This is a genomic window from Ensifer sp. EB106-03-01-XG145 (assembly GCF_058792075.1).
Genome location: NZ_JBYTEC010000003.1, coordinates 1 through 18,135 on the forward strand (window position 1 = coordinate 1; position 18,135 = coordinate 18,135).

The 18,135-nt window shown below is 61.7% G+C and carries 17 protein-coding genes; 8 read left to right on the top strand and 9 right to left on the bottom strand.

Annotated elements, in window-relative coordinates; all coding sequences use genetic code 11:
• Positions 1-488 precede the first annotated feature (488 nt).
• Positions 489-959, top strand: a complete 471-nt coding sequence (locus tag AC3WWH_RS10610; protein WP_492376982.1) for a hypothetical protein — start codon at positions 489-491, stop codon at positions 957-959.
• A 489-nt stretch (positions 960-1,448) separates the two neighbouring features.
• Positions 1,449-1,949 carry a GNAT family N-acetyltransferase gene (locus tag AC3WWH_RS10615; RefSeq protein ID WP_058321771.1) on the top strand — a complete coding sequence of 167 codons (501 nt, stop codon included), beginning with the start codon at positions 1,449-1,451 and terminating at the stop codon, positions 1,947-1,949.
• Here AC3WWH_RS10615 and AC3WWH_RS10620 read toward each other — a convergent pair.
• Positions 1,946-2,848 (bottom strand): LysR family transcriptional regulator, encoded by a 903-nt coding sequence (locus AC3WWH_RS10620; protein ID WP_058321770.1) that lies wholly within the window; start codon positions 2,846-2,848, stop codon positions 1,946-1,948. The two genes, AC3WWH_RS10615 and AC3WWH_RS10620, sit on opposite strands and share 4 nt — an antisense overlap.
• A gap of 113 nt (positions 2,849-2,961) precedes the next feature.
• Here AC3WWH_RS10620 and AC3WWH_RS10625 point away from each other — a divergent pair, with 113 nt between their 5' ends.
• Entirely contained in the window at positions 2,962-3,684 is a 723-nt protein-coding gene (locus tag AC3WWH_RS10625) for an SDR family NAD(P)-dependent oxidoreductase (protein WP_058321769.1), read from the top strand.
• The gene (locus AC3WWH_RS10630) at positions 3,678-4,166 is read left to right on the top strand and encodes a RidA family protein (RefSeq protein WP_058321768.1); all 489 of its coding nucleotides are present in this window, start codon (positions 3,678-3,680) and stop codon (positions 4,164-4,166) included. Before AC3WWH_RS10625 ends, AC3WWH_RS10630 begins: the two co-directional genes overlap by 7 nt.
• A 184-nt stretch (positions 4,167-4,350) precedes the next feature.
• Here AC3WWH_RS10630 and AC3WWH_RS10635 read toward each other — a convergent pair whose 3' ends face one another.
• From AC3WWH_RS10635 to AC3WWH_RS10650, 4 genes are all read right to left on the bottom strand, one after another.
• Positions 4,351-5,313, bottom strand: a complete 963-nt coding sequence (locus tag AC3WWH_RS10635) for a phosphatase PAP2 family protein (RefSeq protein WP_162752618.1) — start codon at positions 5,311-5,313, stop codon at positions 4,351-4,353.
• Positions 5,314-5,473: 160 nt separating this feature from the next.
• Positions 5,474-5,842 carry a VOC family protein gene (locus tag AC3WWH_RS10640; protein ID WP_058321766.1) on the bottom strand — a complete coding sequence of 123 codons (369 nt, stop codon included), beginning with the start codon at positions 5,840-5,842 and terminating at the stop codon, positions 5,474-5,476.
• A 135-nt stretch (positions 5,843-5,977) separates the two neighbouring features.
• Complete coding sequence (locus AC3WWH_RS10645) at positions 5,978-6,139, bottom strand: Thivi_2564 family membrane protein (RefSeq protein ID WP_089044368.1); 162 nt, start codon at positions 6,137-6,139, stop codon at positions 5,978-5,980.
• Between the two features lie 142 nt (positions 6,140-6,281).
• Positions 6,282-7,004: an META domain-containing protein gene (locus tag AC3WWH_RS10650; protein WP_058321765.1), complete on the bottom strand. Its 723-nt coding sequence runs from the start codon at positions 7,002-7,004 to the stop codon at positions 6,282-6,284.
• Between the two features lie 209 nt (positions 7,005-7,213).
• Here AC3WWH_RS10650 and dxr point away from each other — a divergent pair, with 209 nt between their 5' ends.
• Positions 7,214-8,389 (top strand): 1-deoxy-D-xylulose-5-phosphate reductoisomerase, encoded by a 1,176-nt coding sequence (gene dxr / locus AC3WWH_RS10655; RefSeq protein WP_058321806.1) that lies wholly within the window; start codon positions 7,214-7,216, stop codon positions 8,387-8,389.
• 102 nt (positions 8,390-8,491) lie between these two features.
• On the opposite strand, the gene hemA is transcribed toward dxr, so the two are convergent.
• From hemA to AC3WWH_RS10675, 4 genes are all read right to left on the bottom strand, one after another.
• Entirely contained in the window at positions 8,492-9,706 is a 1,215-nt protein-coding gene (gene hemA / locus AC3WWH_RS10660) for a 5-aminolevulinate synthase (RefSeq protein ID WP_057255058.1), read from the bottom strand.
• Positions 9,707-10,034: 328 nt separating this feature from the next.
• Positions 10,035-10,832, bottom strand: a complete 798-nt coding sequence (locus AC3WWH_RS10665) for an FAD binding domain-containing protein (RefSeq protein WP_058321764.1) — start codon at positions 10,830-10,832, stop codon at positions 10,035-10,037.
• A 15-nt stretch (positions 10,833-10,847) separates the two neighbouring features.
• Entirely contained in the window at positions 10,848-13,193 is a 2,346-nt protein-coding gene (locus tag AC3WWH_RS10670) for a xanthine dehydrogenase family protein molybdopterin-binding subunit (protein ID WP_058321763.1), read from the bottom strand.
• An 81-nt stretch (positions 13,194-13,274) separates the two neighbouring features.
• A complete protein-coding gene (locus AC3WWH_RS10675) occupies positions 13,275-13,763 on the bottom strand; it encodes a (2Fe-2S)-binding protein (protein ID WP_034802397.1) in 489 nt (162 codons plus the stop codon).
• 429 nt (positions 13,764-14,192) lie between these two features.
• On the opposite strand from AC3WWH_RS10675, the gene AC3WWH_RS10680 reads away from it, so the two are divergent.
• The 3 genes from AC3WWH_RS10680 to AC3WWH_RS10690 all read left to right on the top strand — a co-directional run bounded on the left by AC3WWH_RS10680 (position 14,193) and on the right by AC3WWH_RS10690 (position 18,080).
• A complete protein-coding gene (locus tag AC3WWH_RS10680; protein ID WP_058321762.1) occupies positions 14,193-14,450 on the top strand; it encodes a YMGG-like glycine zipper-containing protein in 258 nt (85 codons plus the stop codon).
• Between the two features lie 217 nt (positions 14,451-14,667).
• Entirely contained in the window at positions 14,668-15,897 is a 1,230-nt protein-coding gene (locus tag AC3WWH_RS10685) for an MFS transporter (protein ID WP_058321761.1), read from the top strand.
• Positions 15,898-16,166: 269 nt separating this feature from the next.
• Positions 16,167-18,080: an autotransporter assembly complex protein TamA gene (locus AC3WWH_RS10690; RefSeq protein ID WP_082616183.1), complete on the top strand. Its 1,914-nt coding sequence runs from the start codon at positions 16,167-16,169 to the stop codon at positions 18,078-18,080.
• Positions 18,081-18,135 lie beyond the last annotated feature (55 nt).

Below are 18,135 nucleotides of genomic sequence, written 5' to 3' on the forward strand. Positions count from 1 at the left end.
CTCTGCTTCTTCATTCGTCCGTCCTTTAATGGGCCGGACTCTAATCCAATCTGGAGGAAATTCGCAGTGGCAGGTCATTAGGCACAATGCCTCCTGCTGTATTGCTGTAGACACTTGCTGCATCGGCTTCCCTGCACGCGTCCCACAAACATCCCCATTAACGAATCACCTACAAGAAGGCTTAAAATAGGGACGTCCCTTATTCAACTGTCAAGCATAAGGAGAGACGTATGATGAGGGGGGCTCGAAACAGGCAAGAAGGCACAGCAAAAAGCTATTGAGACCTCACTAGGCCAGAAATGTTGACACAACACCGCAGAGAGCAGAGAACTCCTTAGTTCGAAGGGACGTCCCAAAATGTAGCGAACTCCTTGGCATCTGCACCGACACCAAGGAGTTCGCACTTCTGAAGCGCTTGACAAAGGAATTCTCCAAAGATTGAGTGTTCCTATCTGTAAATTACCGCGCCACACACAACAGGAGGAAAAGTGGAAGTAGCCAACAATTCGGAGGTGCAAAGCCAAGATCATCTGGTCGAGGCGCTTTTGGCATTGAAGGCCGAGATGCGAAAAAACCGCGCGCTAATCGAAACAGCAACACGTGACCTGGAAAAGCAGTCAGCGCTTGTCAGGGAACTCGAAATTATGGTGCGCGACCGAAGCCAGCAGAAAACCTCAAAAAAAAGGTCAAAAACGCCGCTATATTCCTTGGTCACAGAAAAGGCGCGTGCGTTTATGATCGAGGCTGGCCATCCCTTGACAAGGCATGACGTGCTAGAAAGGCTAACTGCTGAAGGACACGCGCTGGAGGTTAGTGACCCGCCACACTTTGTTGGAAAGACGCTTTGGAAAAGTCCAGATTTTGTCTCATACAAGGAGGGTTATTGGCCGCTGGATATGCCGGTCCCTAGTGGTGCGACACCAACTGGACGGAACCAGACTCAAGAGACCGCTCGCTGACCAAATTGGTCCGGTGCGTGCTTTGGCTGCTCAGGCTCTGATTGTTAATCTAAAAGCCGCTGCGCGGGGCCTTGGGTCTACCCTGGAGCTTATGTAACCGCTTAAAGAGCTAAAGGATGGTGCGCGACATCACCCGCACTTGGCCTACCCTCTGCAACCCCGGCCAGCGCCGGGCAGGCCAAGCGCTGATCTGCAGCGAGTGCGGAGGACGCGCATGAAGCGGTGACCGAGGGCAAATACTTAGCTTCAAATTGTCATACAGAAGTCGGTAAGAACCGGTAACTTTACATCCACCCTTAAAAGAGCACCAGATTCCTAATCTGGGGGTCGCGCGTTCGAATCGCGCCGGGATCACCATAAAAATCAAATAGATAGAATTCCAACCTTCCGACACATTCCCCGGGCCGTTCCCCACTCGCGTTTACGCAGCGCTCTATGCCCCCGGCCAAAATGTGAGATTCCAGCCAAACGCATTACACTGGTGCACTCATGGTTCAGTTGCTCGTGACCTATATGGAAATGCGTGGACAACGCGCGGGCGAAGCGCTTCCACCGCCGATCGAGCATGCAGCGGTCGCGCCCGAGCTGCCCGATGCCGCCACGTTCCTATCGCTCTACCGCGCCGTCGGCGATCCGTTGCGCTGGGATCAGCGCCTGCGCATGAGCGCAGCCGATCTCGACGGTTTTCTTCGCAGCGAATCGACTGGCCTCTACATCCTGCGGGTGGACGAGCGAGCGGTCGGGCTCTGCGAATTCGACCGCGTCGGGACACCCGACATCGAGCTCACCCATTTCGGCTTGGTCCCCGAGGCGTACGGCAGGAAGCTCGGACCGTTCCTGCTCGACAGCGCGCTGCGCGCTGTCTGGAGCGGCGGACCGAACTGCATCTGGCTGCACACGGACGAATGGGATCACCCAAAGGCCCAGGACACCTATCGCCGCGCCGGCTTCAGCGTTTTCACGCAGAAGCTCGAAGAGGTCGATGGCTAGCGAAGCGGCTGCCATGCCGGGCCGCGCCAGGCTCTCAACGCCTGCAAGAAGACCTGAAGTCGCGACGGCAAAAACCGCCGCGTCGGATAGACCGCATGCACAAAGACATCCGGCGCCGACCATCCGGGAAGCACGCGCACGAGCTTGCCGCTCGCAAGCAGGCTGTCGCAGAAGATCGGCGGAAGCCGGCCGATGCCATGGCCGCGCTCGGTGATGGCGCTGGCCGACTGGATATCGTGGACCGAGACGGCTCCGGTCACGTGAAGCCTGATCGATTCGTCCCCGTTGACGAGATGCCATTCGGTTTCGTTGCTCCGGGCATTGACCAGCACACAACGGTGGTCGCGCAGATCTTCCGGCACGGAAGGCATGCCGTGTTCGTGCACGTATTCGGGAGCAGCCACGAGGAAGTGGGTGCTCCTGCCGATGCGCTGTGCGACGAGCGACGAATCGCGCAATTCGCCAAATCGGACCGCCACGTCGATGTTTTCGGCAACGAGATTCATGAACGTGTTTGTGACCAGCAGGTCGACCTCGATCTCGGGGTATTTCTTCAGGAAACCAGACAGGAAATCAAAGAACGGCGGCTGCCCGAGCGTCATGGGGACGGTGATGCGCAAAAGCCCTTCGGGTTTTCTTTGCGCTTCGCTCAGGACCCGTTCCGCGTCGTGAAGCTGCTTCAACGGTTCGCTGCACTCCGCGTAGTAAGCGCGCCCCTGAAGCGTGAGGCTCAGTTTGCGCGTCGTCCGCTGCAACAGAGTGACGCCCAGTTGCTCCTCAAGGACCGTCACTTTGCGGCTAACCGTTGAAACCGGCATGCCGAGCGCGCGCGCCGCCCGGCTGAAACTCTCGAATTGCGCAACGGCAGCGAAGACCGCGATATCGTTCAGATCGACCATGGCAACGATTTTTGCACTGATGGAAAAGTAATTCCAGATAATTTCATCTAATCGTGCAATCGCACCTCGACCATATTGATCCCACGAACGCAATCCAACCGTGGAGAGATCAAATGACCAACAAGGTCGCCATCATCACCGGCGCGTCCCAGGGTATCGGCGCGGGCCTTACAAACGCCTTCCTCGCTCAGGGCTACAGTGTCGTCGCAACCTCGCGAAGCGTCAGCCAGTCCCGGGACATCGTCGAATCGGACCGGCTGGCCCGCGTCGACGGCGATATCGCCGATCCGGCCACGGCGAAACGCGTGGTCGAAACCGCGATCGACCGGTTTGGCTCGATCGACGCGCTCGTCAACAATGCCGGCATCTTCTTCACCAAGCGCTTCGTCGACTACACCGCTGAGGACTACCGCCAGCTGAGCGCGACGAATATCGAAGGCTTCCTCCACACGACCCAACTGGTCGTCAGGCAGATGCTGGCGCAGAAGAGAGGCGGCAGCATCGTCAGCATCACGACGCCGCTGGCCGATCGCCCGATCGCGGGCATGAACGCCTCGGTCGCGATGCTGACCAAGGGCGGCATCAATGCGATCTCGAAGAATATCGCCATGGAATACGCAAGGGACGGAATTCGCGTCAACGTCGTTGCCCCCGGCGTCGTCGACACCCCGCTCCACAAGGACAACCCGAAGGATTTCCTCAACACGCTCTCGCCGATGCACAGCATTTCCAGCGTCGATGAGATCGTGGATGCCGTCCTGTTCCTGACCAGGGCGCCGCGCGTCACCGGGGAGGTGCTGAACGTCGACGGCGGCGCGCATTTGGGCAAATGGTAAGCCGCGGGCAAGCGACCGCCGCTGGCGCAGAACAGCGGCTGAATGAACTCGGCATCGCGCTGCCTCCTCCACCGACACCGTTCGGCAACTATGTCGAAGGGGTCAGGATCGGCAAGCTGCTCTATCTGAGCGGCATGCTGCCGGTCATCGACCGCAAGCCGCAGGTCGTCGGCCGACTTGGGGTCGAATTAACGGTCGATGAGGGACGTCGCGCGGCGGAAATCGCTACCCTGAGTGCATTGTCGGCAATCAAGGCTGAGCTCGGTTCGCTCGACAAGGTCGCTGCCATCGCCAAGCTCGGCGTCTACATCGCAACATCAGGCGATTTCCGCGACCACCCCGCGGTCGCCGATGGCGCATCCGACCTGCTGGCCGATGTCTTCGGTCCCGAGCTTCTCTCGGGCCGTATCGTCCTCGGCGTCGCCAGTCTTCCGCTGGGATTGCCGGTAGAAACCGAGCTTCTGGTCGAAGTGGCAGATTGAGAGCATCGGTCGGCGGCGATCCACGCCGCCGACTTTCGGGACGGAAGTCAGGTCGTCATTTGCCTGTCACGAACAGAAGCTATTGAACAGTCACACCTTCTTGATGACCACGGATGAACTGGCGTCGATCGAAGGTGATGAGGAAGGTCGGGTTTGCCCCGGCCTTTTTTGTTTCGGTCATTGCCTACAGTGTCGTCGCAGCCTGCTCTGGCCGGTACCGTTCCCTTCCCAGCCCCATGACCGCTCTAACCACCAGGATTGAAACCACAGCGACCATTGCGCCGGCAATCACATCACTCAAATGATGTCCACCTTCCGGCAGCGTACCGATGATCATCACTGCGTTCAAAACAGCGATCGGGCCGGCGGCCCAGCGAACGCTGCGCAGGGAATACACGACCATGATTCCAAGGGCCGTGTGGTAGGAGGGGAAAGTCACAAGGCCTTGCGCGTTCCCAACGAACAGGTTGAAGTTGTCCCCCGACCTCAGCCTCAGCAGTTCGGAGTAGTGCCACATCCCGGCTTGTGCCGTAAACGCGTCGAAGGTTTCGGGCGGCGGATCGAAATAGGCATAGGCGCCCGCGGCCGGAAACATCGCCATCAACAGGCCGGTAAACACCGAGGAAACCGCAAGCAGCGCGACGAACTCCAAGGCTTTGTCCGCTCGCCGAGCCGCACTGTACAAGAGAAACAGCGCAATCACCTGAGGCGTCAGGCTGTGATAGGCGATTACCAATGCCCATGCGACCGGCGGAGACCCGTTCGTCGTCTCCAGAAACGAACGCCAATCGAAGCCTAGCGCCGCGTCGAGTGCGGCCAGTTTGCCATCGACCAGGGGAACCTGGGTTGCCGAGGCCAAATACATGAAGATGGCACTGACGAAGCCGAGTGGTAGAAAGATCGTGGAAACCGCGACCAGTACAATCAGGCGGTCCGCAGCCCATCGCATCGCACCGGCCGCCCACGATCTTTCATCGCGCAGGCGGTAGAGAACAAGCCTGCCGATCAGATAGGCAGCCAAAGCGGCCGACGCCGCCTTCGCAAGGTGACCAAAGTTTCGAGGATCAAGGCTGATCACTGAAAATGGCAGCCACACAACATCGATCGCCGCGAACAAGACAGTCACGGCAACGATGATCGAAACCAAACGACGATTAGCCCCCATATCGACATAGAACCATTCTTTGCCAGTACCGGCAATACTTGGTTCAACTCGAGCAAGGGCCGCGTCACTGCTTTCCCGAACAGGGATCGACCACCTGCAGGCTTAGGCAAAATCGGCCCGGAATCACAGCGTTCGCAGCACTTCAATCATCCGGCCGGCAGACGCGCAGGCGGTGACCATCCGGGTCGAGCGCGACGAAGGTGCGACCGAAGACGGCCGTTTTCAGCTCCTGCTCGATCGTAAGCCCCCGCTCCCGCCAAGCGGTATAGAGCCGCTCGACCTCGGCATCGTCCTTCACCATGAAGGCGATTTCCGAGCGATGGCCCGTGCCGGAGGACATGAAATCCTTCGCCGCCGTGGACCAGAGACTGAAGGTCAGGCCGTTTTCCAGTTCGAAGGCGACATAGCTTGGAAAGGCGGCGGCGGGCTCGCGATCGAGCAGGTCGGTGTAGAAGCGTGCGCTCGCCAGCGGGTCTTCGACATAAAGCAGGATGAGGTTTGGTGACAGCATGGTCGGGTCTCCCGTTTCGACAACGCGACCCTGGGCATAATGACTGTCAGCTTCCGTCAGCATCGACCGACGGCGCAGAAAAACCGCAGGTACATCGGAGCCGGCGGCTTTCACATTGGTTGGGAACGAGGCGCGTCAGAAGACGGCCAGGTATTTCAACAGAGAGATGATGCCGATGATGATGACGATGATCTGGACGATCTGTTTGGCGCGCGCGTCGAGCGGCAGCCGCTGGACGAGATAAAGCACCAACACGATGACAAGGAACGTAATCAGGATTCCGATAAGCAGCCCCATGGATCAACTCCCTTTTCACAACGACAGCGCGATAACGCCGGGATTGTAACTATGGAGCGAGGGTAAAAGTTCCGATTCTCCCGGAAACTTCTTTAGCCGGGTTGGAAAGCGCGCCCAAAGACGTTGCCGGGCAGGCTGTGCGTCAGGGTGCGGGCTTGCAGGCGATGCCCTGGTCCTGTTCGCCCTTCGTCGCGTCGAAAAGCGTCGCTTCGTCGCCCTTGGTCCACCAGATGTACTGGCCACCGGCATATTTCGCGCCCGAAGCGGCAATCACATTGGCGGCGACGACAAAGGTACCGTCGATCGTGAAAGTCACCAGCGAGACCGGGCCGGCATTGATGTACTCCGCTTCGACGGGCTTGCCGCCGCAGTCATAACGCGCCGATTGCCGATCCACCGCACCGGCTCCCGGAGCACGGAACGTCACGTCGATCCCTTCGGAACCCACCGTCATCGACGCCAGTTTGATCGCGGTCCGGCCCTCCGCCTTGCTGAGCACGAGTTTCGATCCCTCGACTGCCCAGGAGAGTTCGCTGCCAAGCGCCTCCAGGAATTTCTGTTCCTGGGTCATCGCCGCCGGCACGCACATCTTGCGTGTCGATGCGGCCGGGCCGAAGGTGATCTTCGTGCCCGACAGACTGAAGGTGCCGGTGAAATGGTTGCAGCCGGCCATGCCGCCATAGGTGCCGTCCTCGCGGATTTCCAGCGTCGATTGCAGATCGTCGATGACGCCGCCGCCACCGATGTCCTCGGCAAGCCAGGTACCGACGAGCTGCGGCGGAACGTTTTCGGCTGCAACCGGCTGCATCGAGGCCATCTCGATGGTCACGCAGGCGCAGGAAACGGCGGTAATGATCTTCAGCATCGCGAACTCCTTCGGGCTCCGACTCAAAGCAGTCCGATTCTTAGCCCGTGGACGACACGGATTGAAGACCGCGCCCTTGTTGCCGGCGGAATTCGCCTGTAGAGCCTAGCAAACAACATAAAAACTCGGATCGATCTCGCGAAGATCACGTGTCCGCAGCGCAGGCTGCGCCGGGCATCCCGTCCGAAAAGAAGAACATGGGTATTGGCATGGCATCCCGCGACAGTGCGAAGCGCCGACTGACGATCCTCGGATCAACCGGTTCGATCGGCACCAACACGCTCGACGTCATCGAGCGCCTTGGCGGTCGCGAGCGCTTCGACGTCGTCGCCGTGACCGGCAACGGCAACATCCCGCTGCTCGCCGAACAGGCCGTGAAGGTTGGCGCAGAACTCGCCGTCACCGCCAACGAAAACCAATACGAAAACCTGAAGGCAGCCCTTGCCGGCACCGGCATTGCCGTCGCCGCCGGCAGGAGCGGTCTGATCGAGGCAGCCGAACGCGACGCCGACTGGGTAATGGCGGCGATCGTCGGCAATGCCGGTCTTGCCCCGACGCTGGCAGCCGCCCGCCGCGGCGCCGACATCGCGCTTGCCAACAAGGAGTGCCTGGTTTCCGCCGGAAGCCTGTTCATCGACGCGGTGAAGACGGGTGGCGGCCGGCTGCTGCCTGTCGACAGCGAGCACAATGCCATCTTCCAGGTGCTGGACGAGCACCAGCGCCACGCGGTCGAGCGCATCATCCTGACGGCTTCGGGTGGCCCCTTCCGCACCAAGTCGCTCGAGGAGATGCGGTATGTAACCGCCGATGTCGCCCGCGCCCATCCCAACTGGTCGATGGGCCTCAAGATCTCGATCGACAGCGCCTCCATGTTCAACAAGGCGCTGGAGATGATCGAGGCGAAGCACCTCTTTGCCCTCAAGCCGGAACAGGTCGAGGTGATCGTGCATCCGCAGTCGGTGATCCATTCGATGGTCGGCTACACGGATGGCTCGGTGCTGGCGCAGCTCGGCTGCCCGGACATGCGCACCGCCATCGGCTACGCACTCGCCTATCCGAGCCGCTGCAGCCTGCCGATCGAACGGCTCGATTTCGCCAAGCTGTCGCGCCTCGATTTCGAAGCGCCGGACGAAGTGCGCTTCCCGGCAATCCGTTTGGCGCGCCGCGCCATGGTCGAGGGCGGCGTGCAGGGGGCCGTGCTCAACGGCGCCAAGGAAACGGCGCTCGACGCCTTCATCGCCGGACGAACCGGCTTTCTCGCCATGGCGGAGATCGTCGAGAAGGTCATGGACAAGCTCGCCGACCTGCCGGCGGCCGCAACCATGAACGACGTCTTCGCCGCCGACGAAAAAGCCCGGCAACTGGCGGCCGGGCTGATCCATTAGTTAAGCTCGCTGGGCGCTTCGCCCCTCATCCGCCTGCCGGCACCTTCTGCCCGCAGGCAGGGAGAGGGTGAGGGGCAGATTCGCCGAAAGATAAGCTTGGGCTTACGCGACGGCGCGCGCGAGCGCACAGCGCGACCACAGCGAATGCAGCGCGTTGACGAGATGGTCGATATCGGCATCCGAATGCAGCGGCGTCGGGGTGATGCGCAGGCGCTCGGTCTTCTTGGGCACCGTCGGATAGTTGATCGGCTGGACGTAGACGCCGAAATTGTCGAGCAACAGGTCGGAGATCCACTTGCACTTGGCGGCGTCACCGACCATGACCGGCACGATATGGCTTGGGTTCGGCATATGCGGAATGCCACGCTGGTCGAGCAGCGAACGCAGGCGACGGACGCGCTCCTGGTGCGCGAAGCGTTCGACCTGGCTTTCCTTCAGGTGGCGGATCGAGGCGAGCGCACCGGCGGCAAGCGTCGGCGGCAGCGCCGTGGTGAAGATGAAGCCGGAGGCAAACGAGCGGATGAAGTCGCAGAGCGCCGCAGAGCCGGTGATGTAACCGCCCATGACGCCGAAGGCCTTGCCAAGCGTGCCCTCGATGACCGTCAGGCGATGCATCAGGCCTTCGCGCTCGGCGATGCCGCCGCCACGCGGACCGTACATGCCGACAGCGTGCACTTCGTCGAGATAGGTCATGGCGCCGTACTTGTCGGCGAGGTCGCAGAATTCCTTGATCGGCGCGATGTCACCGTCCATCGAATAGACGGACTCAAACGCAATGATCTTCGGCGCGCGCGGATCGGCGGCGGCGAGCTTGGCTTCGAGGTCGGCCACCGAATTGTGCTTGAATATGACGCGTTCGCACTTGGAGTGACGAATCCCCTCGATCATCGAAGCGTGATTCCCGGCGTCCGAGAAGACGATGACACCGGGAATCTTCGAACAGAGCGTGCCGAGTGCTGCCCAGTTGGACACGTAGCCCGAGGTGAACAGCAGGGCCGATTCCTTGCCGTGCAGGTCCGCGAGCTCGCGCTCAAGCAGGACGTGGTAATGGTTGGTACCGGAGATGTTGCGGGTGCCGCCGGCGCCGGCGCCGCATTCGTCGATGGCGCGCTTCATCGCCTCGGTGACGATGGAATGCTGGCCCATGCCGAGATAGTCGTTCGAACACCAGACGGTGACTTCCTGAACGCCCGCAGCCGTGTGGCGCGCTGCCTTCGGGAAGTTGCCGCGATGACGGGCGAGGTCTGCGAAAACCCGGTAGCGGCCTTCCTGATGCAGCCCGTCCAGCTCGTTCTTAAAGAAATTCTCGAAATCCATCATTTTCTCCAGTGCCCGGTCGCTTTTCTTCAATCAAAGCGACCTGGGGTCAACCTCGGAATGCTCGGCATCTGCCAACTGCGGCAAAAGGCCCCTGAAGCGCTGCGTGTCCAATGAATGCATCCGGGATGATTTAGCATTTTCGGGCCGAAGCATCTTCGCTGCTTTCACTGAAACCGTTTCAACCTGGAGAGCCCTAGTTTTGAAACATTCCAAAGAAAGCCTTAGCGCATGTTCATCTCTTCAAGCTTGATCGAAGTCAAGCAAGGATGAAAAAAGGACGGCCGAAGCCGTCCCCTTTTTTGCTGTTTGACGATATCCATCCCGGTCAGGCCGCTGCCACGGCGCGCTTGGCCATGACCTTCACCAGATTGGCGCGGTAGGCCGCGTCGGCGTGAATGTCGGAGAGCAGCTCCGAGGCGTCGACGCTGACATTGCTGAGCGCGTCCGGCGACCAGTTGGCAACCAGCGCCGCCTCCATATCGCCATGCCGGAACACCCCGTTCGCTCCCGCTCCGGTAACGGCCACCCGGACGTCGCCATTGTCCCGTCGCGCGACGAACACACCGGTCATCGCGTAGCGCGACGCCGGATTGGCGAACTTCTGATAGGCAGCCTTCGCAGGCGCATCGAAGGTAATGGCGGTGACGATCTCGCTGTCCTCCAGCGCCGTTTCGAACAGGCCGGTGAAGAAATCATCTGCCGCAATCTCGCGCTTGTTGGTCACGATCGTCGCACCGAGCGCCAGCATCGCCGCCGGATAATCGGCCGCTGGGTCGTTGTTGGCGATGGAGCCGCCGATCGTGCCCATGTGCCGCAGATGCGGGTCGCCGATATGGCTGGCAAGGCTGCAGATCGCCGGACAGACGGCTTTGAGCGCCGCCGACGACGCCACGTCATAATGTGTCGTGGCGGCGCCGATCCGCACTGACCGGCCGGAAACCGTGATGCCTTGCATCTCGGCGATATGCCGGAGATCAATGAGATCGCTCGGTGCCGCCAGCCGCTGCTTCATCGTCGGGATCAGCGTCATGCCGCCGGAGACATACTTGCCTTCGCCGGCCGCTTCCATTCGGCTGACGGCATCCTGAACCGAGGACGCCCGGTGATATTGGGTCTCGTACATGCGGTGTCCTCCCGTTCACTTGGCCGCGTGCGCCGCCGCCCACACCTTCTGCGGTGTTGCCGGCATGGTGAGCGCGTTGTTGCCGATGGCATCCGTAATGGCGTTGATCAGCGCCGGCGGCGAGCCGATCGCGCCCGCCTCACCGCAACCCTTGATCCCCAAGGGATTGTTCGGGCAGGGCGTGTTCGAGGTCGAGACCTGGAACGACGGCAGATCGTCGGCACGCGGCATGGCGTAGTCCATGTAGCTTGCCGTCAGCAGCTGGCCGGAGGGGTCGTAATGCACCCCTTCGAGCAGCGCCTGGCCGATGCCCTGGGCAATGCCGCCATGCACCTGCCCCTCGACGATCATCGGGTTGATGATGTTGCCGAAGTCGTCGGCGGCAACGAACTGCACGATCTTCGTTCGCCCCGTGTCGGGATCGACCTCCACCTCGCAGATGTAGCAACCGGCCGGGAAGGTGAAGTTGGCCGGATCGTAGAAGGCGCCCTCCTTCAGGCCCGGCTCCATGCCCGCGGGCAGGTTATGGGCGGTGTAGGCGGCAAGTGCCATCTGGAACCAGGGCACCGCCTTGTCGGTGCCGGCAACCTTCAGTTCGCCGTTCTCAATCACGATGTCGCTTTCGTCCGCTTCCATCAGATGCGCGGCGATCTTCTTTGCCTTGGCCTCCACCTTGTCGAGCGCCTTGACGACCGCCGACATGCCGACCGCGCCGGAGCGCGAGCCGTAGGTGCCCATGCCCATCTGCACCTTGTCGGTATCGCCATGCACGATGTTGACGCTGTCAATCGGAACGCCGAAGCGGTCGGCGACGAGCTGGGCAAAGGTGGTCTCGTGGCCCTGGCCGTGGCTGTGCGAGCCGGTCAGCACTTCGATCGTGCCGACCGCATTGACCCGCACCTCGGCCGATTCCCACAGACCGACGCCGGCCCCGAGGGAGCCCACCGCCGCCGACGGCGCGATGCCGCAGGCCTCGATGTAGCAACTCATGCCGATGCCGCGCTTCATGCCGCGGCGATCGGCTTCCGCCTTGCGGGCGGCAAAGCCGTTCCAGTCGGCCGCCTGCATCGCTGCGTTCAGCGACGCTTCGTAGTCGCCCGCGTCATAGTTCATTATCACGGGCGTCTGGTGCGGGAAGGAGCGGATGAAGTTGACCCGCCTCAGTTCCGCCGGTGAGACCCCGAGTTCGCGCGCCGCCGTCTCCATGGTGCGTTCGAGCAGATAGGTCGCCTCCGGCCGCCCGGCGCCGCGATAGGCATCCACCGGTGCGGTGTTGGTGTAGACCGTGCGCACATTCGCGTGGATCGCCGGGATGTCGTACTGGCCGGAAAGCAGCGTCGCATAGAGATAGGTCGGCACCGCCGAGGAGAAGAGCGACATATAGGCGCCGAGATTGGCGATCGTGTCGACCTTCAGCCCGATGATGCGATTGTTCGCATCGAAGGCCATCTTCACCGTCGACACGTGGTCGCGGCCATGCGCATCGGTCAGGAACGCCTCGGTCCGATCCGATGTCCATTTGACCGGCACGCCGGTACGCTTCGAAGCCCAGAGACAGACGATCTCCTCCGGATAGATATAGATCTTCGAGCCGAAGCCACCGCCGACATCGGGCGCGATCACCCTGAGCTTGTTTTCCGGAGCGACATTATAAAACGCGCTCATCACCAGCCGCGCCACATGCGGGTTCTGGCTGGTGGTGTAGCAGGTATAGTGGTCGTCGCCGACGTCATAGATGCCAAGTGCGGCCCGCGGCTCCATCGGATTGGGCGAGAGCCGGTTGTTATGAATCGTGACCTCGGTGACATGCGCAGCCGTTGAGATCGCCTTGTCAGTCTCCGATTCGTCGCCGATCTGCCAGTCGAAGATCAGGTTACCGGGCGCTTCCGGATGAAGCTGTGGCTGTCCCGCCTCAAGCGCTTTCGACGCATCGATCACGACGGGAAGCTCCTGGTAGTCGACGACGACGGCCTCTGCCGCGTCACGCGCCTCGGCCACGCTATCGGCAACCACGATCGCCACGGCGTCACCGACATAGCGCACAGTCTCATGCGCGAGCGGCCGCCAGGCGCCCATCTTCATCGGCGTTCCATCCTTGGAGTGGATCATCCAGCCGCAGATCAGGTTGCCGATGCCATCGGCGAGAATCTGCTTGCCGTCGAGCACGTCGATGACTCCAGGCATGCCCATGGCCGCAGACGCATCCACCTTCAGAATCTTCGCGTGCGCATGCGGGCTGCGCACGAACACCGCATATTTCATGCCCGGCACGGACATGTCGTCCGTATAGCGGCCCTTTCCGGTCAGGAACCGCTTGTCTTCCTTGCGCGCCACCCGCGCGCCAATGCCTTCAACGCCCATTGCCTATCTCCTCCCGAGATATCCAGCGACAGTCCTTCGATGACATGCCTTCGGGGCGAGGTCCCGCCCCCAAATCTACCGCTATTCTGCGGCCACGCGGGCGCCACTCATCTCGGCGGCGGCAGCAAGGATCGCCTTGACGATATTGTGGTAGCCGGTGCAGCGACAGATGTTGCCTTCGAGCTCGGCGCGCACCGTCGCCTCGTCCAGTTGGCCCTGGTGCCTTCGGATCATGTCGACGGCCGTCATCACCATGCCGGGTGTGCAGAAGCCGCATTGCAGGCCGTGATTGGCCTTGAACGCCGCCTGCACCGGATGGAGTTCGCCGTCCGCCGCCAACCCTTCGATGGTGGTGATCGTGGATCCGGCCGCCTGTGCGGCGAGGATGGAACAGCTCTTGACCGATTTTCCGTCCATATGGATGACGCAGGCGCCGCACTGCGACGTGTCGCAGCCGACATGGGTGCCGGTCAGTCCGAGATTTTCGCGTATGAATTGCACCAGCAATGTGCGGTCGTCGCAATGACCGCTCACCTGACGGCCGTTGACCGTCATTGTTACTTTCGCCATTTCGCTCCTCCGGGGTCGGTCAATGCCAACACGAGCGCGGCCGAAAAGTCGGGTGAGATGGTTCACGCGACTAGGGTACGCGCCAACTGATATCGATGCCCGTCGCCCACGGATCCGCTCCTCCGGATGTCGCAGGCTTGTTTGTATCATTTGTCTTTTTTGGGAATGCCGCAACCGCTACCGCCCGCCGGACGACAATATTTTTCCACGCGGGTTGTATCTCGCGGAACTGAGCCTTCATGTCCCGTTCAGGAACGATATCATTATCTTGCGCGCCGGAAGAAGCCGCAGGTCCCGTAGACTTTCAATAGGGACCGCGTATTTTCCGAACTGCAAGTTCAGGTGGAGCGGGATGTTCCCGGCTTCGCCATCATCCACGGGACGGACTGAGCGCTAGGCTTAAGATCCGTAGAGATCGGAGAGAACAACATGAAGAAAGCCATCGCACTTGTGCTGGTCGCCCTGTCGGTCGCAAGCTGCACCCAGACGGAAAAAGGCGCCGGCATCGGTGCCGTTTCCGGCGCGATCATCGGCGGCGCTGTCACCGGCGACGTCCGTGGCGCAGCGGTCGGCGCGGCCATCGGCGGCGTTTCCGGCGCAGTCATCGGCAACGTCACCGAGCAGCCAGGCCAGTGCTACTACCGCGACCGCTATGGCCGCCGCTACATCGACTCTTGCCCGCGCTAAGGCGTAGCGAAGACGGTCATCCTTCGGCGTAGCGCAAGCTCTCCGTAGTATCCAATTACCCCCTCATGGCGCAAAGCCTGAGGGGGTTTTTCGTTCCGGACGCGCCGGCGAAGCTAGGCATACCCCCAAGAAATGATCCGACGCGCGCAAACCGGGTGGTTATCGGCCGCGCAAATCCGTCTGCTGTCCTCGAAGTATCATCCATCGAGGCCGTCACATGTCGAAATCACCAGGCAATCCACTGCCGCCAGCCTTCAAGCGGATCGGCTGGTCCAATCTTTTTGCGCAATTCTCGGAGCAGATGGCGCTGGCTGCCGCTCCGCTCGCCGCGGTGCTGCTGCTCGCCGCCGGTCCGGCGGAAACCGGATGGCTGCAGATGGCCCAGACACTTCCGTTTCTCCTGCTCGCCATTCCGGCCGGGCTCGTCGCCGATCGCGCCTCGCGACTGATGCTGATGGTCTCCTCGGAAATGCTGCGCGCGCTGTCGCTGGTCGCCACGCTGCTCCTGATGGTCAGCGGCCTTTTGACCCTGCCGCTTCTGGCTGCAATGGGGTTCGTCGGTGCCATCGGCACCGTTTGTTACAATGTCGCTGCCCCTGCCCTTATTCCGGTGATCGTTCCCCGCGCCCAACTGGCCGATGCCAACCGCTGGCTGGAACTCGCCCGCAGCCTTGCCTATTCGGGCGGGCCGGCGATCGGCGGCGCGATCGTCGCATGGACGGGCGCATCCCTGGCCTATGTCGCTGCCACATGCCTTTCTCTTCTCTCCGTCGTCCTGCTTGCCGGCCTTGGCGAGCATCACCAACCCGCCGCGGCAAAACGCAAACTTCTGCAGGATCTGACCGAAGGCGCACGGTTCCTTGCCGGCCACACGCTGCTCAGGCCGATCCTCGTCACGGCGATAGTCTTCAACACCGCCTGGTTCGTGCTGCAGGCGGTCTATGTCGCTTATGCCATTCAAACCCTCGGCATGACGGCGACAGGCGTCGGCATCACGCTCGGCATCTATGGCGCCGGCATGATGATCGGCGCATTCGCCGCGCCCGCCATTGCGCGCCGTGTCCCCTTCGGCGTGATGATTGCGCTTGGTCCGCTCGGCGGGTTGGCGGCGGCCGCCGTGATGCTCTCGACGATCTGGATGCCATCCGGCGTTCTTGCCGGCTTGAGCTTCTTCCTCTTTGGCGCAGGGCCTGTGCTCTGGTCGATCGCCACCCTCACCTTGCGCCAGGCCGTCACGCCGAATGCGATGCTGGGTCGGGTTTCCGCCTTCATCACCACAGCCACGTTCGGCGCGCGGCCGATCGGCGCAGCGCTGGGTGCCGTCGTCGCCACGCGTTTCGGCGTCGAGGCATGCCTGGCCGTTGCCGCGACGGGTTTCCTGGTCCAGTTTCTCGTTATCATAGCCTCTCGCGTGCCGCAGTTGCGGGCACTGCCGGAAGCCGCATAGGCCCGACGATCCGCGGACAAAACCAGCCAAACACCCAGCAAAATGCCGGCGCGCCTGGCTGGCAACCGTCCGTCCGGAGCCTATGGTTGTGCTGCGCCGACAACATTTCGGAGCTTTTTCCCGGAAAACGGCACCGAAAATCGGTATCAGGGGTGGATGCAGCCGGCTGTCATCGTTAACAGATGGAAAACCTTAGGCATGCAATAGTGACCCGGCCGCATAAGCAGGCAGTTTGTATTGGGTCGCCTGAAGACGGGATGCGGAAGCGAATGTCCCCACCACGGTCGAGTATTGCGTACTGGAAGGCCGCAACTGCGCTTGCAGTCGCCTTCTCGTTTGCGCTCGGCCCGATTTCCGCCAAAAACGCCCATGCCTTCAAGCTCTTCGGCATGAAGTTCTTCGAGAGCGACGAAGAGGAAGCGCCGGTCATCGACCCGGTCAACTATACGCTTACCTTCGACGCCGGCACCGAAGACAAGGAACTGAAGGAAGCGCTGGAAAACAGCTCGCAGCTCGTCCAGGGTCAGGAAAAGCCCGTGTCCGGCGATCTCGGTCTTGCCATCCGCGCGCGCGACGATCGCGACCGGCTGCTCGCCGCCCTCTACGAAAAGGCCCGCTACGGCGGCACCGTGGCAATTCGCGTCAACGGCCAGGACATCGACAGCCTGCCGCCGGATCCCGCCTTCCCCGACGGGCAGGCGATCCCGGTAACGGTCACCGTCACGCCCGGCCCCGCCTTTACGGTCGGTTCCGTCAGGTTCGAAGGTGATGCGGCCGGCTTCAATCCTGATAACTATGGCCTGCCTGCCGGCGCACGCGCCGATTCGACCCTGATCATCAAGGCTGGCGAAAAGGTCGTGAACGACCTGCGCGAGCAGGGCCGGCCACTCGCCAAGCTCACCGAACGCAGCGCCGTCGCCAACCACGCCAATTCCACCGTCGACGTCGTCATCGGCGCAAGCGGCGGGCCGGTCGCGCCTGTCGGCGATGTCAGCGTATCGGGAACCAAGACCGTCGATCCCGGTTTCGTGCGCGACTATTCGCGCCTCAACGAAGGGCGCCCCTATTCGCCCGAGGATATCCGCAAGGCATCCGAGCGCCTGCGCCAGCTCGGCGTGTTCTCAAGCGTGACGATCAAGGAAGCCAACACGCTGTCGCCTGACGGATCGATCCCAATGAAGATCGAGGTCTCGGAAGGCAAGCATAAATATTTCGGCTTCGGTGCGCAGGTTTCGACCACCGATGGTCTGGGTGTCTCGGGTTATTGGGGACACCGTAATCTCTTCGGGCGGGCGGAATCGCTGCGCATAGAAGGCTCGGTCGACCGCATCGGCGAGACGAAGGAACTGGACAAGCTCGACTATTCGGTCGGCATCCTCTTCGCCAAGCCCGGCGCCTTCGGCCCCGCCTCGACCTTTACCGCCAGCCTCAAGGCCAACATCCAGGATCCGGACGCCTACCGCGCCAAGATCCTGACGGGTGCTGCCGGCGCCACATTCGAACTCTCGCCGACCGACACCGTGTCCGGTGGCGGCGAGCTGAGCTGGGCCAACATCGACGACGCCTTCGGCTCGAACTCCTACCTGACTGCCGCCATTCCGCTCGAATATGTGCGCGACACTCGCGACGACAAGCTGAACGCGACCGACGGCTACCGGGCGATGATCAACGCCAAGCCGAGCTACGAGATCAAAGGCCAGACCTTCTTCTCGTCCTTCGAAGCGTCGGCATCGGGCTACCATGCGCTCGGCGACGAGAAGCGTTTCGTTCTCGCCGGCAAGATCGGCGCCGGCGTGCTCGTCGGCGGCAGCGGGCTTGAGGATATCCCGGCGAACCGTCGCTTCTATCTTGGCGGTGGCGGTTCCGTGCGCGGCTACTCCTACCAGGAGATCGGCCCGCGCAACGCCGACAACGAGGAGACCGGCGGGCGTTCCTATGTCAACGCCTCGCTTGAAGCCCGCATCGCGATCACCGACACGATCGGCGTGGTGCCGTTTATCGATGCCGGCACGGTGTCGGCGAAAACGACGCCGGATTTCTCCGACATTCGCGCCGGCGCCGGCATCGGCCTGCGTTATGCCACGCCCTTCGGCCCCATCCGTCTCGACTTCGCCGTGCCGCTCAACAAATATCCCGGTGGCACCAAGTACGGCATCTATGCCGGTATCGGCCAATCGTTCTGAGTAGGGCCGATTCTCCAGCAAGAACCGGCAAATTGCCGTCATTGCGCGATAGTTT

Coding starts and splice junctions, on each gene's coding strand:
- AC3WWH_RS10615 (WP_058321771.1), top strand. CDS start 1,449: ATGGTTCAGTTGCTCGTGACCTATATGGAAATGCGTGGACAACGCGCG.
- AC3WWH_RS10620 (WP_058321770.1), bottom strand. CDS start 2,848: ATGGTCGATCTGAACGATATCGCGGTCTTCGCTGCCGTTGCGCAATTC.
- AC3WWH_RS10625 (WP_058321769.1), top strand. CDS start 2,962: ATGACCAACAAGGTCGCCATCATCACCGGCGCGTCCCAGGGTATCGGC.
- AC3WWH_RS10630 (WP_058321768.1), top strand. CDS start 3,678: ATGGTAAGCCGCGGGCAAGCGACCGCCGCTGGCGCAGAACAGCGGCTG.
- AC3WWH_RS10640 (WP_058321766.1), bottom strand. CDS start 5,842: ATGCTGTCACCAAACCTCATCCTGCTTTATGTCGAAGACCCGCTGGCG.
- AC3WWH_RS10645 (WP_089044368.1), bottom strand. CDS start 6,139: ATGGGGCTGCTTATCGGAATCCTGATTACGTTCCTTGTCATCGTGTTG.
- AC3WWH_RS10650 (WP_058321765.1), bottom strand. CDS start 7,004: ATGCTGAAGATCATTACCGCCGTTTCCTGCGCCTGCGTGACCATCGAG.
- dxr (WP_058321806.1), top strand. CDS start 7,214: ATGGCATCCCGCGACAGTGCGAAGCGCCGACTGACGATCCTCGGATCA.
- hemA (WP_057255058.1), bottom strand. CDS start 9,706: ATGGATTTCGAGAATTTCTTTAAGAACGAGCTGGACGGGCTGCATCAG.
- AC3WWH_RS10665 (WP_058321764.1), bottom strand. CDS start 10,832: ATGTACGAGACCCAATATCACCGGGCGTCCTCGGTTCAGGATGCCGTC.
- AC3WWH_RS10670 (WP_058321763.1), bottom strand. CDS start 13,193: ATGGGCGTTGAAGGCATTGGCGCGCGGGTGGCGCGCAAGGAAGACAAG.
- AC3WWH_RS10675 (WP_034802397.1), bottom strand. CDS start 13,763: ATGGCGAAAGTAACAATGACGGTCAACGGCCGTCAGGTGAGCGGTCAT.
- AC3WWH_RS10680 (WP_058321762.1), top strand. CDS start 14,193: ATGAAGAAAGCCATCGCACTTGTGCTGGTCGCCCTGTCGGTCGCAAGC.
- AC3WWH_RS10685 (WP_058321761.1), top strand. CDS start 14,668: ATGTCGAAATCACCAGGCAATCCACTGCCGCCAGCCTTCAAGCGGATC.
- AC3WWH_RS10690 (WP_082616183.1), top strand. CDS start 16,167: ATGTCCCCACCACGGTCGAGTATTGCGTACTGGAAGGCCGCAACTGCG.